The organism is Lysinibacillus sphaericus OT4b.31, from assembly GCF_000392615.1.
Taxonomy (GTDB): domain Bacteria; phylum Bacillota; class Bacilli; order Bacillales_A; family Planococcaceae; genus Lysinibacillus; species Lysinibacillus sphaericus_B.
In genome coordinates, this window is the sequence record NZ_KB933398.1 from 70951 (window position 1) to 84706 (window position 13756).

13 protein-coding genes and 1 other annotated feature are annotated in these 13756 nt (G+C 40.1%); all 13 genes read left to right on the top strand.

Annotated elements, in window-relative coordinates; translation table 11 throughout:
- The first annotated feature begins 87 nt into the window (after nucleotides 1–87).
- The 13 genes from H131_RS00360 (at nucleotide 88) to lysS (ending at nucleotide 12895) form a co-directional block, all read left to right on the top strand.
- On the top strand, nucleotides 88–921 hold the full coding sequence (locus tag H131_RS00360) for an aldo/keto reductase (protein ID WP_010857045.1): 834 nt from the start codon (nucleotides 88–90) through the stop codon (nucleotides 919–921).
- A 323-nt stretch (nucleotides 922–1244) separates the two neighbouring features.
- Complete coding sequence (locus H131_RS00365; protein ID WP_010857046.1) at nucleotides 1245–2012, top strand: type III pantothenate kinase; 768 nt, start codon at nucleotides 1245–1247, stop codon at nucleotides 2010–2012.
- 20 nt (nucleotides 2013–2032) lie between these two features.
- Nucleotides 2033–2914 (top strand): Hsp33 family molecular chaperone HslO, encoded by an 882-nt coding sequence (gene hslO / locus H131_RS00370; protein WP_010857047.1) that lies wholly within the window; start codon nucleotides 2033–2035, stop codon nucleotides 2912–2914.
- Nucleotides 2898–3863 (top strand): peptidyl-prolyl cis-trans isomerase, encoded by a 966-nt coding sequence (locus H131_RS00375; RefSeq protein WP_010857048.1) that lies wholly within the window; start codon nucleotides 2898–2900, stop codon nucleotides 3861–3863. The genes hslO and H131_RS00375 overlap by 17 nt, the downstream gene beginning before the upstream one ends.
- 149 nt (nucleotides 3864–4012) lie before the next feature.
- On the top strand, nucleotides 4013–4942 hold the full coding sequence (gene cysK, locus H131_RS00380; protein WP_010857049.1) for a cysteine synthase A: 930 nt from the start codon (nucleotides 4013–4015) through the stop codon (nucleotides 4940–4942).
- Nucleotides 4943–5099: 157 nt separating this feature from the next.
- Nucleotides 5100–6479 (top strand): anthranilate synthase component I family protein, encoded by a 1380-nt coding sequence (locus tag H131_RS00385; RefSeq protein WP_080647700.1) that lies wholly within the window; start codon nucleotides 5100–5102, stop codon nucleotides 6477–6479.
- Nucleotides 6476–7057, top strand: coding sequence for an aminodeoxychorismate/anthranilate synthase component II (gene pabA, locus H131_RS00390; protein ID WP_010857051.1), 582 nt, complete (start codon nucleotides 6476–6478; stop codon nucleotides 7055–7057). Before H131_RS00385 ends, pabA begins: the two co-directional genes overlap by 4 nt.
- The gene (gene pabC / locus H131_RS00395; RefSeq protein WP_010857052.1) at nucleotides 7058–7897 is read left to right on the top strand and encodes an aminodeoxychorismate lyase; all 840 of its coding nucleotides are present in this window, start codon (nucleotides 7058–7060) and stop codon (nucleotides 7895–7897) included.
- A 13-nt stretch (nucleotides 7898–7910) separates the two neighbouring features.
- Nucleotides 7911–8765 (top strand): dihydropteroate synthase, encoded by an 855-nt coding sequence (gene folP / locus H131_RS00400; protein ID WP_010857053.1) that lies wholly within the window; start codon nucleotides 7911–7913, stop codon nucleotides 8763–8765.
- Nucleotides 8765–9130 carry a dihydroneopterin aldolase gene (gene folB, locus H131_RS00405; RefSeq protein ID WP_010857054.1) on the top strand — a complete coding sequence of 122 codons (366 nt, stop codon included), beginning with the start codon at nucleotides 8765–8767 and terminating at the stop codon, nucleotides 9128–9130. Before folP ends, folB begins: the two co-directional genes overlap by 1 nt.
- Entirely contained in the window at nucleotides 9127–9651 is a 525-nt protein-coding gene (gene folK / locus H131_RS00410) for a 2-amino-4-hydroxy-6-hydroxymethyldihydropteridine diphosphokinase (protein ID WP_036129659.1), read from the top strand. Before folB ends, folK begins: the two co-directional genes overlap by 4 nt.
- A gap of 173 nt (nucleotides 9652–9824) precedes the next feature.
- Entirely contained in the window at nucleotides 9825–10865 is a 1041-nt protein-coding gene (gene dusB / locus H131_RS00415) for a tRNA dihydrouridine synthase DusB (RefSeq protein ID WP_010857056.1), read from the top strand.
- Between the two features lie 527 nt (nucleotides 10866–11392).
- On the top strand, nucleotides 11393–12895 hold the full coding sequence (gene lysS / locus H131_RS00420) for a lysine--tRNA ligase (protein WP_196228847.1): 1503 nt from the start codon (nucleotides 11393–11395) through the stop codon (nucleotides 12893–12895).
- A 611-nt stretch (nucleotides 12896–13506) separates the two neighbouring features.
- Nucleotides 13507–13756: a sequence feature (16S ribosomal RNA rRNA prediction is too short), on the top strand.

Consider the following 13756-nt stretch of genomic DNA (forward strand, 5'->3'; position numbering starts at 1 on the left):
TTTTTCTTTGCCTTTTTTTAGCATAAAGCTTTAGGATATAGTTAGTGTATTGTGCATTTGCATAATAAATGGATAGGAGTGTTGAACATGGGAAACGTAACATTGAATAATGGTCTTGAAATGCCGTTAGTGGGCTATGGGGTCTTTCGTGTGCCACAAGGCGAGGACTTGGCAGAGGCCGTGAAAACAGCCATTGCAAAAGGTTATCGTAGTATAGATACAGCGCAAGTGTATCGGAACGAAGAAAGTGTTGGACAAGGAATTCGTGCAGCAATCGCTGAAGGATTAGTAACACGTGAAGAACTATTTGTGACATCAAAGGTGTGGAACGACGGGCTTTCCTATGAAGAAACACTTACAGCCTATGATCGTAGTCTAGAAAAATTAGGGTTAGAATATTTAGACCTATATTTGGTTCATTGGCCTGGTATAGATACAAATCATATTGAAGCATATAAAGCGCTTGAAAAAATTTATCAAGATGGTCGTGTGCGCTCAATTGGTGTAAGCAACTTTCATGTGCACCATCTAGAAAATTTATTGAGAGAGACAACGGTTATCCCAGTTATCAATCAAATTGAATTCCATCCGCATTTAACGCAAGAGGAAGTGCGCGCATATTGTAAGGAACATGCTATTCAAGTGGAGGCATGGTCACCACTGATGAATGGTGCCTTGTTGGAGGAAGAATTGATTCAAGAGTTAGCAGCAAAATATAGCAGAACACCAGCACAAATTGTTTTACGTTATGATGTTCAGCATGGTGTTGTAACAATTCCAAAAACAATGACGCCTGCTCGTATGACAGAAAATCTAGATGTCTTTAATTTTTCGCTGACGGATGAAGAAATGGCGAAGTTAGATGCAATAAACGATGGCTTGCGTTGTGGTCCAGACCCTGAAAAATTTAATTTTAAATAATGTTTCAAGGAGCAACCTTCAGTACATGTTGGTTTGCTCCTTTTGTCATGAGTATGATTGCTATTTCCTTGGTTTAAAATTATGGTATCATTTTCTAAAGTGTTCTAACTTTTATCAGTAGAGAGCTTTGCTGAGCTCAGTTCAACAAGTTGTTAATTCAGTGGACGTTAGAATGCCTACTGAATAAAGTTATAGCCTCTAAAGAATGTCGCAGAATAGCAATCGTGTTGATTGACTTTGTGCGAACAAAGTACAAACTCATTAGACTGAAAAGCGGACAGGAAAACTTTCGTCGAGGCACAAGGGATATGGAGGCTTCAGGCATGATTTTAGTATTAGATGCAGGAAATTCAAATATAGTATTAGGCGTTTATGATGCTAATGACCAACTAGCATACCATTGGCGAATGGTGACCGATCTTCATAAAACGGAAGATGAGTATGCGATGCAAGTACAGGCATTTTTTCATCATGCAGGCATTTCATTTGAACAAATTACAGGCATTATTATATCCTCGGTTGTACCGCCAATAATGTTTTCATTAGAAGCGATGTGCCGGAAGTATTTTCAAAAAAAACCTCTTGTCGTGGGTCCGGGTGTGAAAACAGGATTAAATATTAAATACGAAAATCCAAGAGAAGTTGGCTCAGATCGTATAGTTAATGCTATAGCAGCGCTTGATGAATACAAGACACCACTCATTATTGTTGATTTTGGTACGGCGACAACATTTTGTTATTTGAATGAAAAGGGCGACTATATGGGTGGTGCTATTGCTCCGGGTATTACCATTTCCACAGAGGCATTGTATACGCAGGCGGCTAGATTACCACGTATCGAAATAATGCAACCTACACATATTGTTGGGAAAACAACCGTTTCTGCAATGCAGGCGGGAATTTTTTATGGCTTTGTTGGGCAAGTTGAGGGCATCGTTAATCGCATGAAGGCACAAAGTAAGGAAGAGCCGCTTGTTATTGCAACTGGTGGGTTAGCAAATTTAATTGCTGGAGAGACGCAAGCTATTGATGTAGTCGATCCGTTTTTAACATTAAAAGGCTTATATAAGCTATATAAACGCAACTACTAAGAAATGAGGGACTATCATCTATGAAAGATTATTTAGTAAGAGGTTTAGGGTTTAATGGGCAGGTCCGTGTTTTTGCAGCCTGTACAACAGCGACAGTGGGAGAAGCCCAACGTCGTCACAATACATGGCCGATCGTGTCGGCGGCACTTGGTCGTTCCATGACAGCGGGTGTAATGATGGGAGCTATGTTGAAAGGTGAAGAAAAAATTACCGTTAAAATTGAAGGTGATGGTCCAATCGGTCCTATGGTGATTGATAGTAATGCCAAGGGTGAAGTTCGTGGCTTTGTGACAAATCCACACGTGCATTTTGATTTAAATGAGTACGGTAAGTTAGATGTGCGTGCAGGTGTTGGGACAGAGGGTGCATTAACGGTTGTAAAAGACCTTGGCCTACGTGATATGTTCTCCGGACAAACGCCAATCGTATCAGGGGAAATTGCAGAAGACTTTACTTACTATTTTGCTACTTCTGAGCAGGTGCCATCATCTGTAGGTTTGGGTGTATTAGTAAATCCGGATAACACGATTCTTGCAGCTGGTGGTTTTATTCTTCAGCTAATGCCAGGCTGTGAAGAAGAAACAATAAATGAAATCGAGCAACATCTTGCGACTTTAGAGCCTGTTTCAAAAATGATTGAAAAAGGCTTCACACCAGAACAAATTTTAGAAGCTGTTTTAGGGAAAGATCATGTCCGAATTTTAGATTCAATGCCGGTTGAATTTAAATGTCAATGTTCAAAAGAGCGATTTGGTGCAGCAATTTTAGGATTGGGGTCAGCAGAAATACAAGAAATGATTGTAGAAGATGGCCAAGCGGAAGCGCAATGTCATTTCTGTTTAGAAACATATCATTTTGCAAAAGAAGAGCTAGAAGGGTTCATCGATGAGCTCAACGCGTAATCGACGGCCTCTAGCTTCTACCACATCCAACCAAACGCACTTATCGCAACGTCGTTTAAAGACGAAACCGGTTTTAATAGTACTCGCTATTTTGTTATTAGGAAATGTTTTATGGTTTATAGCTTGGATGGTTCCCAATAAAGCACAGGAAATCGGTAGTGACGAACAAGTTGCTACCATTGACGGTGATGCTATAACACGCCAAGAGTGGATGATTGCTATGGAAGAACGTTATGGCAAAGAGACATTACAAAATTTAGTCAATGAATCCGTAATGGAGAAGGCAGCAAAAAAATTTAAAATTAAAGTATCGGATAAAGAAATTGATTTAGAGCTTGCTTTAATGCGCTCAGCTCAAGATAAATTCGATACGGCAATGCAAAACCTCTCAGCTGAACAACTACGACAAAAAATACGTTCGCAGCTTATTTTAGATAAGGTACTTACAAAAGATGTGGTCATTAAAGAGGATAGTATAGAAAAATACTATGAGGAAAATAAGGCCCTTTACAATATTGAAACAAGCTATCGTACAGATTTTATCGAAGTAGAATCCAAAAAAGAAGCTGAGGAAGCATTAAGCGAACTGAAAAGCGGTTCTGATTTTTCAGTACTAGCCCGTGAAATTTCAGTGGATAGTGCATCCGCAAGTTTAGGTGGAGATATTGGCTTTTTAACAGACAAACAGGACAATATCGAGCCTGCAATACTGAAGGCAGCTAAAGCATTATCAGCTAAAGAGGTTAGTAAGGTATTTAAGCTAGATAATGGCCACTATGGCATTGTGCAAGTGCAAGAAGTAATAGAGGGTCAATCCTTTACATATGACGATGTGAAAGAACATATTGAACGTGAGCTTGCACTAGAACAGTTACCACAGTCTATGACACCAGAAGCATTTTGGTCAGAATTTAAAGCAACTTGGTACTACGGAGAAGAAAAGAAATGATGAGAAGCCAGAAAGTTGCATACTTTCTGGCTTCTAATAAATATTCTGAAAATATAAGTTTTATTTATTGACAATCGAATGGAAAACTTGATAAAATACAAAATAAGTAAAACCTATAAAAATAGTAGGGATTGGGAGTGGGATGATCAATGAGTAAATTAGCAAACTCAGTAGCTGAATTAGTTGGTAAAACGCCAATCGTAAAATTAAATCATGCAACAAATGAAAATGAAGGTACAGTATACGTAAAATTAGAATATTTTAACCCAGGTAGTTCAGTAAAAGACCGTTTAGCATTAGCGATGATCGAAGCAGCTGAAAAAGATGGTACTTTAAAACCTGGTGGCACAATTATTGAACCAACTTCGGGTAATACAGGGATTGGTTTAGCTATGATTGCTGCGGCAAAAGGCTATAAATCGATTTTAGTAATGCCAGAAACGATGAGTTTAGAGCGTCGTAATTTATTGCGTGCTTATGGTGCAGACCTTGTGTTAACACCAGGGCCAGCAGGTATGAAAGGTGCAATTGCAAAAGCAGAAGAATTATCTGCAGAGCATGGCTACTTCCTCCCACAACAATTCACAAACCCAGCAAATGCTGTTGTTCACCGTTTAACAACAGGTCCTGAAATCGTAGAAGCATTCGAAGGTTTAAAATTGGATGCATTTGTAGCGGGTGTTGGTACAGGTGGTACAATCACAGGTGCTGGTGGCGTATTAAAAGAAAAATACCCAGAAATCGAAATTATCGCTGTTGAACCAAAAGATTCCCCAGTGTTGTCAGGCGGGCAACCGGGTCCACATAAAATCCAAGGTATTGGTGCTGGCTTCGTACCTGAAGTTTTAGATACAGATGTTTATTCTTCAGTATTCCCTGTAGAAAACGAAATTGCTTTTGATGTAGCTCGAAAAGTTGCGCGAGAAGAAGGTATCTTATGTGGTATTTCTTCAGGTGCAGCTATCTACGCTGCCATTGAAACGGCTAAACGTTTAGGAAAAGGTTCAAACGTTCTTGCCATTGTTCCTTCAAATGGTGAGCGTTACCTATCAACTCCTTTATATCAATTTGAAGACTAATCTTACTTTTTGTTACGAGACTCCATTAATTGGAGTCTCGTTTTTCATTTCGCAAAAAAAATTAGCCTCTCTGCATTTTTCACGTTAAGATGGAATCACATCATAAGTTTTAAAGGGGAGTTGCAACGTGAGGACATTACATACGACAACATTGACGATGGATGCAGACGCATTTTTTTATAGCTATAAAAGGCAAACAGAAGAAGAACAGGCACATGTTTTTTTAGAAAGTGGACGTGGAGGACATTTTAACATTGCTGCTTGGCAACCATTAGCAACAGCACAGTCGATTGAGGATGGCTTGCATGTAAGATGGAGAAATGGGAATAGCGAAATTTTATACGGGGAACCACTTGCTTTACTGGAAGAATTAGTCGCAAAATATCAAATTCCTTATAATGGGGAGCTCCCTGTTTTCCAGGGGGGAGCGATTGGCTTTGTGTCTTATGATTATGCACGCAAAATTGAAGTGTTGCCAGAGCTAGCGACGGACGATTTGGCTGTGCCAGATATTTATTTTTACATTTTTGACTGCTGGGCCGTACATGATGTAAAGACGAACAGCGTTACGCTTATGAAACTAGAAGGCTGTGATGTGAATCTGGAGGAGCGATCACATGCATGGCAGGCTGCAGCTCAAGAAGGCTTTGCTACACGCAAATTCGAAAAGGCAAGTGCAGTTGAGGTTGTAAATGATGAAAGTGAATTGCTCGTATCTTTGGCGGGGACTGATTTTGAAGCGGCAGTAAGTAAAATCCAAACATATATCGCGCAAGGGGATGTATTTCAGGTGAATTTGTCTGTACGTCAATCAAAAAAATTAAATGCTACAGCTATGGATGTGTATGAGGCATTACGTGCATTTAATCCTTCACCTTATATGGCTTACATTGAAGCGCCTGATTTTGCTGTTGTATCTGGTTCGCCAGAGTTGCTAGTGAAACGCCACGGAAGAGATTTATCAACGCGACCAATTGCAGGAACGCGCCCAAGAGGTAAATCACAAGAGGAAGACTTAGCATTAGCACAGGAATTAATTGATAACGAGAAGGAACGCGCTGAGCATGTGATGCTTGTCGATTTAGAACGTAATGATTTAGGGAGAGTATCAGCCTATGGAACTGTTGAGGTAGACGAGTTCATGGTTATTGAACGCTACTCACATGTAATGCATATTGTTTCTAATGTTCGGGGTGAAATAGCTGAAGGCAAAACCAATGCTGATGTAGTTCGTGCGATGTTCCCGGGTGGAACCATTACAGGGGCACCTAAAATACGAACAATGGAAATAATTGAGGAACTAGAGTCAGTGCGTCGAGGGTTATATACAGGGTCCATCGGCTGGTTAGGCTATACGGGTGATATGGAGTTTAATATTGTGATACGAACAGCATTTATCCAAGATGGCGTAGCCCATATTCAAGCAGGTGCAGGTATAGTTATTGATTCTATTCCAGCAAGGGAATACCAAGAGTCTTTAAATAAGGCGAAAGCGATGTGGCAGGCAAAGGCGATGGCAGAGGAGCGAGTAAAATGATTTTAATGATTGATAACTATGATTCTTTTACGTATAACCTTGTTCAGTATTTTGGAGAGTTTGGGCATGAACTGGTCGTGAAGCGAAACGATGTGTTAACGGTGCAAGATATTGAACAGCTTGCCCCAGATATGATTGTTATTTCCCCAGGGCCATGTAGTCCAAACGAAGCCGGAGAAAGCCTAAATATCATCAAGTATTTCGCGGGAAATATTCCGATTTTAGGGGTTTGTCTCGGTCATCAAGCAATTGCACAAGTTTTTGGTGGCAATGTTATTCGTGCTGAGCGATTAATGCACGGTAAGACATCTCCAGTGTTGCATGCTGAGATTGGCCTACATACAGGTATGCCAAATCCATTTCAAGCAACTCGTTATCACTCGCTTATTGTAGAGAAGGATTCATTACCAGAATGCTTCGAAGTGACAGCATGGACTATGGAAGGTGAAATTATGGGTATTCGACATAAGGATTATCCAATTGAAGGTGTTCAATATCATCCCGAGTCTATCATGACAGAGCAGGGCAAAAAACTGTTGCACCATTTTATAGAACTGTACGTAGAGGGAGCAAGATAAATGCAGTGCTGGATGAACGGAAATTATATAGCGGCAGCAGATTTACGAATTTCCCCATTTGATCATGGTTTTTTATATGGGCTTGGTTTTTTTGAAACATTTCGAACATACAACGGGAAAGTGTTGGATTGGGCGGCTCATATAGAAAGGTTACAGGCAGCTCTTGCGCAATACCGTATTTACATGCCCTATTCAAAGGATGATTTACTTGCAGTGATCGACCATTTAAATATTGTGGCTGGCGGTCAAGATGGTTATTTTCGTATAAATGTATCGGCTGGAGATCATGGAATTGGTTTACAGCCAATGGAGTATAGGAAGCCAAATGTAATCGTTTTTCGTAAGGAGTTACATGATACCCCTCGTGGCAAGGAAAAAACAGCGCGATGGTTAGAGACACGACGTAATACTCCTGAATGTGATATTCGTGTGAAGTCACATCATTATGGCAATAACGTTTTAGGGCGCTTTGAATTGCCGTCTTTGGTGGAACAAGAAGGTTTCTTTTTAACGGGTGCTGGCTATGTAGCGGAAGGCGTTACATCTAATATTTTTTGGGTGAAAAATGATATACTATATACGCCTTCCTTAGAGGCGGGCATCTTACCTGGGATTACACGGGCATGGGTAATTGAGCGAGCGCAGTCTCTTGGCATTAAAGTGCAGATAGGGCTTTTTGCTAAAAATGAGACAGAGCAAGGTACAGAATGCTTTATTACAAATTCTGTGCAAGAGCTTGTTCCAATTCGAGCATTAGAGAACGTGCAGCTACTTGGCAATAAAGGACCTATTTATTTGCGATTACATGAAGCGTTCGTAAAGGAAATGGAACAAGGATAAAAGGAGTATCAATATGCTAGAAAAATATAAAAATCCGTTAACGATTAACGGAATTACTTTAGACTATACTAGGGAAACGTTTGTCATGGGGATTTTAAATGTCACGCCTGATTCTTTTTCAGATGGAGGCAAGTACAATAACGTCGCGTCAGCTGTCGAACAAGCGAAGAAGATGGTAGCTGAAGGAGCTAAAATTATTGATGTTGGCGGTGAATCCACACGGCCGGGCTATGAGCGCATTTCCGATGAAGATGAGATTGGACGTATTGTGCCGGTTATTCAAGCCTTGCTTGCGGAAGTGCCAGCTATTATTTCAGTTGATACGTATAAAGCGAATGTGGCACGTGCAGGGATTGAAGCAGGTGCACATATCATTAACGATATTTGGGGTGCAAAGGCAGAGCCTGCGATCGCCCAGGTTGCAGCACAACTAAATGTGCCTATCATTTTAATGCATAATCGTGAAAACCAGAACTATGGTGCTGATTTTTGGGCAACAGCACAGGCTGACTTAGAAGAAAGTATTACCATTGTCAAGAAGGCTGGTGTACCCGATCATCATATTATTTTAGACCCAGGTATCGGCTTTGCGAAAACGACAGCTCAAAATATTGAAATGATGCAGCATTTAGATGATTTAGTAGCTATAGGTTATCCCGTGCTACTGGCAACATCGCGTAAGTCAATGATTGGTAATGTATTGAAGCTTCCAGTTGAGGAGCGTTTAGAAGGTACCAGTGCAACAGTTGTTTATGGCATTGAAAAGGGGTGTCATATGATTCGTGTGCATGATGTGAAGGAAATGGCGCGTGCGACGTATATGACGGATGTGTTAGTGGGTAAACGACTGTACGAGGAGGAAGCTTAATGGATTATATTCATTTAAAGGACATGCAGTTTTATGGCTATCATGGTGTGTTAGAAGCGGAAACAACGCTCGGACAACGCTTCCGTGCCAATGTTTCACTCGCGGTGGATATGACTCAAGCTGGTGAAACGGATGATTTGGTATATACTGTGAATTATGCTGAGGTTTATGCGATATGTCGAGATATTGTAGAGGGTCAACCCTTCAAGCTAATTGAAGCGCTTGTATCAAAAATGGCAAACACCATACTCAAGGCATATCCTGACAAAGTTAAAGGTGTCCGTGTGGAGCTCATTAAGCCAGATCCACCGATACATGGCTATTACAAAGAGGTGTCTGTTGAAATGACAAGAGGTGAATTCTGATGAATAGGGTCTTTCTATCAATCGGGACAAATATTGGAGAGCGCTATGAAAATCTTCAGCATGCTATTAAGATTTTAATGGATAAAAAAAGAATAGAGGTTATCCGCATTTCTTCTATTTATGAAACAGCAGCTGTAGGCTATACGGATCAAGCGGATTTTTTAAATATTGCGGTCTATGTTAAAACGAGTTATTCTTCTTCTGAAATGTTGAAAATTTGTCAGTCGGTCGAAAACGAACTAGGGCGTATTCGTGAATTTCGTTGGGGTCCTCGAATCATTGACCTTGACATTTTACTCTATAATCACGAAAATATTGAAACAGAGAGCTTAATTGTTCCACATCCAAGAATGTATGAACGAGCTTTCGTGTTAGTACCACTGATAGAAATTACGCCTACTCCAGTGGGTGAGCAATTACAGCTAGCACATGAAACATTGAAACAGTTGAATTGTGAAAAAGAAGGCGTAACTTTATGGAAAGAATCACTAGAGCAAGATATCATATATGCCTTTAAGTAAGCCATACAACCTAAAGAGATACTTGTTATCAATGTGGATGACAATAATTACCCATTGAAAGCCGGATTTGATAAATGGACCATCTGAGGATTTATTACAATAATGGCATAGACATTAAAAATAGATATTTAGGGATTAAAGGGTGAGAACCCATTAGAAGGAGGAAATCAACGTTGAGTCAGACAACTGAGAAGCCGTTCCGAATTGGTGATATTGTTATGGACAACCGTGTCGTATTAGCGCCAATGGCTGGAATTTGTAATTCTGCTTTCCGGCTAACAGTTAAAGAATTTGGAGCAGGGCTTGTATATGCTGAAATGATTAGTGATAAAGGCATTGTCCATAAGAACGAAAAAACATTAAGTATGCTATATATTGATGAACGTGAAAATCCACTATCTTTGCAAATTTTTGGTGGAGATAAGGCGACGTTAGTAGAGGCCGCAAAGTATGTAGACGAAAACACAACAGCGGATATTATTGATATTAATATGGGATGCCCTGTCAATAAAATCATTAAATGTGAAGCGGGCGCTCGCTTACTTTTAGATCCAAATAAAATATACGAAATGGTAGCAGCTGTTGTAGATGCGGTGAGAAAACCTGTTAGTGTAAAAATGCGAATTGGCTGGGATGATCAACATGTATTTGCTGTTGAAAATGCTCAAGCTGCAGAACGTGCTGGTGCATCAGCGGTAGCAGTGCATGGCCGTACACGTGTTCAAATGTATGAAGGTAAAGCCAATTGGGATATTATTCGTCAAGTTAAAGAAAATATATCTATTCCTGTACTCGGAAATGGCGATGTGGAAACACCGCAAGATGCGAAGCGTATGCTTGAAACGACTGGAGTAGATGCAGTGATGATTGGGCGTGCTGCATTAGGAAATCCATGGATGATTTATCGTACGGTGCAGTATCTGGAAACAGGAGAATTAAAAGAAGAGCCAGGTGTACGTGAAAAAATTGATGTGTGTCTATTGCACTTCGAACGTCTTGTTCAATTAAAAGGTGAAAGCGTAGCCGTACGTGAAATGCGCAAGCATGCATCATGGTACTTGAAAGGTATTCGTGGTAACGGTAAAGCGCGTAATGCTATTAACCAAACAGAAACAGCTGTAGAGCTTCGTGCCCTATTAAATGAACTGGTGCATGAATATGAGGAACGTGAGTCTAATCTTCTTATACCAACAGCGAAAGAAATGATTCTATAAAAGAAAAAGGAGGCATCTCTAGTTGAGATGTCTCCTTTCAGATTGTAGACAAACTCAAAAATTGAGTTTGTTTACAGTCTTTTTTCTTTTCAAATAGAAGTTTCTATATGAACTTGTTGCTTTCCGCTACGGCGGACGCTTTTTGCGGGCATGGCGTCAGTCTCCTCGTCACTACGTTCCTGCGGGGACTTTTGCTCATGCTATTCTTTGCAGAAGTCGCCGCCTGCGCTCCAATCAACGAGTGGTCGTCTATAAACGATTGAGGTATCTGAAAATCATTGAACGTCCTATTTGGGTGCATCATCATCAAAGTGACATGAACAAAACTACAAACGTCGAAAAGAAACGATTGAACGTGTATTTGAAGAATAGCTCACTGGACATTCTATTTTTATTGAGAACTTTAATTATTTGAATTATTAATCATTTAGACTCTCGTGGAAATTAAACCGAAACAGATGAATACAACATTAAAATTGTGTACAATAGAAATATTATGGACGTAAACGCGGACAATTTAATAAGGAGTGAAACAAGTGTCAAACATAGAAGAATTAAATGATCAGCTTTTGGTGAGACGCCAAAAAATGACGACTATACGTGAAAATGGTCAAGATCCGTTTGGTAGCCGTTATGAACGAACGCATTTATCAACAGAAGTAATTGAACAATTTGCAGATCAAACAAAAGAACAGCTAGAAGAAAACCTTCAAGAGGTTATTATCGCAGGCCGTATTATGACAAAGCGCGGTAAAGGGAAAGCTGGCTTTGCACATATTCAAGATTTAAGCGGACAAATTCAAATTTATGTACGTCAAGATCACGTTGGTGAAGAGGCTTACGAATTATTTAAACAAGCTGACTTAGGTGATATCGTAGGTATCCGTGGTAACGTCTTCCGCACACAAGTAGGGGAGCTTTCAGTAAAAGCGGAAGGATTTACATTCCTTACGAAGGCATTACGTCCAATGCCAGAGAAATTCCACGGCTTACAGGATGTAGAGCAACGTTACCGTCAACGTTACTTAGACTTAATGACAAATGAAGATAGCAAAAATACGTTTATTACACGTTCTAAAATCATTCGCGCTATTCGAAACTATTTAGATAATGCGGGGTATTTGGAAGTTGAAACGCCAATGCTTCATACGATTGCTGGTGGTGCGGCGGCTCGTCCGTTCATTACACACCATAATGCGCTTGATATGGAACTATATATGCGTATCGCTATTGAATTGCACTTAAAACGTTTAATCGTTGGTGGACTTGAAAAAGTATATGAAATTGGTCGTGTTTTCCGTAACGAAGGAATTTCAACACGTCATAATCCTGAATTCACAATGATTGAGCTATACGAAGCATACGCAGACTACAAAGATATTATGTCTTTAACAGAGAACTTAATTGCACATGTAGCGCAAGAAGTTCTTGGTACGACAACAGTTCAATATGGAGAAGATGAAATCAAGCTCGCAGCAGGTTGGAAACGTGTCCATATGGTAGATGCCGTTAAAGAGGCTACAGGTGTAGATTTCTGGCAAGCTATGACAAAAGAACAAGCACAAGCGCTTGCTCAGGAACATGGAGTAGAAGTTAAACCTTCACATGAAGTGGGGCATATCATTAATGAGTTTTTTGAGCAAAAAGTAGAAGAGACACTTGTACAACCAACATTTGTATTCGGTCACCCAGTCGAAATCTCTCCACTAGCTAAGAAAAATCCAGAGGACGAGCGCTTCACAGATCGTTTTGAATTGTTTATCGTTCGTCGTGAGCATGCAAATGCCTTCACAGAACTAAATGACCCGATTGATCAGCGTGAACGCTTTGAAGCACAATTAGCTGAAAAAGAAGCAGGAAATGATGAAGCGCACGAAATGGATAATGATTTCGTAGAAGCGTTAGAGTATGGTATGCCGCCAACAGGTGGTTTAGGTATTGGTATTGACCGTTTAATCATGCTATTAACGAACTCACCATCAATCCGTGACGTACTATTATTTCCAACAATGCGCCACATCACGAAATAATGTCCTATTAAAAGGAGGCCCGAATAAAAAGGGCCTCCTTATTTTATTGAGATTTATAAAAAACAGGAGTATAGTAGAAAAACAATGTCATAGATTACACGAAAGTAAGAAGTCTTGGTGCTCGAAAAGTATATAAATAGCTTACTAATGACGAATTTATCACAAAAGATATTTTTATAGTAAAAACACTTGCACTCGTTGTAGATTCGTGATAAATTATTACTTGTCGTTAAGACGACGCAAGAAAAACATAACAAACTTAAAATTGCATCACAAAAAGAGGTTGACAACAACATCTTGCAATGATAGAATATAAAAGTTGTCACTTTTGACGAGTTGAAAAACTTCTGAAAAAAGTTGTTGACAACGAAAATGAGAAATGTTATGATATAAGAGTTGCTGAAAACAAAAAGCAACAACATGAACCTTGAAAACTGAACAAGCAAAACGTAATCAATAAAGTTTTTAGTAGCGAACTTCGGTGCGTGAACGAAACAAAATTTTGGACATCAAAATTGATGCCAGCAAAACAATTTGAGCTTATCAAATTTCTTTTATGGAGAGTTTGATCCTGGCTCAGGACGAACGCTGGCGGCGTGCCTAATACATGCAAGTCGAGCGAATGATGAGGAAGCTTGCTTCCTCTGATTTAGCGGCGGACGGGTGAGTAACACGTGGGCAACCTACCTTATAGTTTGGGATAACTCCGGGAAACCGGGGCTAATACCAAATAATCTCTTTTACTTCATGGTGAAAGACTGAAAGACGGCATCTCGCTGTCGCTATAGGATGGGCCCGCGGCGCATTAGCTAGTTGGTGAGGTAACGGCTCACCAAGGCGACGATGCGTAGCCGACCTGAG

Coding starts and splice junctions, on each gene's coding strand:
- H131_RS00360 (WP_010857045.1), top strand. CDS start 88: ATGGGAAACGTAACATTGAATAATGGTCTTGAAATGCCGTTAGTGGGC.
- H131_RS00365 (WP_010857046.1), top strand. CDS start 1,245: ATGATTTTAGTATTAGATGCAGGAAATTCAAATATAGTATTAGGCGTT.
- hslO (WP_010857047.1), top strand. CDS start 2,033: ATGAAAGATTATTTAGTAAGAGGTTTAGGGTTTAATGGGCAGGTCCGT.
- H131_RS00375 (WP_010857048.1), top strand. CDS start 2,898: ATGAGCTCAACGCGTAATCGACGGCCTCTAGCTTCTACCACATCCAAC.
- cysK (WP_010857049.1), top strand. CDS start 4,013: ATGAGTAAATTAGCAAACTCAGTAGCTGAATTAGTTGGTAAAACGCCA.
- H131_RS00385 (WP_080647700.1), top strand. CDS start 5,100: ATGGATGCAGACGCATTTTTTTATAGCTATAAAAGGCAAACAGAAGAA.
- pabA (WP_010857051.1), top strand. CDS start 6,476: ATGATTTTAATGATTGATAACTATGATTCTTTTACGTATAACCTTGTT.
- pabC (WP_010857052.1), top strand. CDS start 7,058: ATGCAGTGCTGGATGAACGGAAATTATATAGCGGCAGCAGATTTACGA.
- folP (WP_010857053.1), top strand. CDS start 7,911: ATGCTAGAAAAATATAAAAATCCGTTAACGATTAACGGAATTACTTTA.
- folB (WP_010857054.1), top strand. CDS start 8,765: ATGGATTATATTCATTTAAAGGACATGCAGTTTTATGGCTATCATGGT.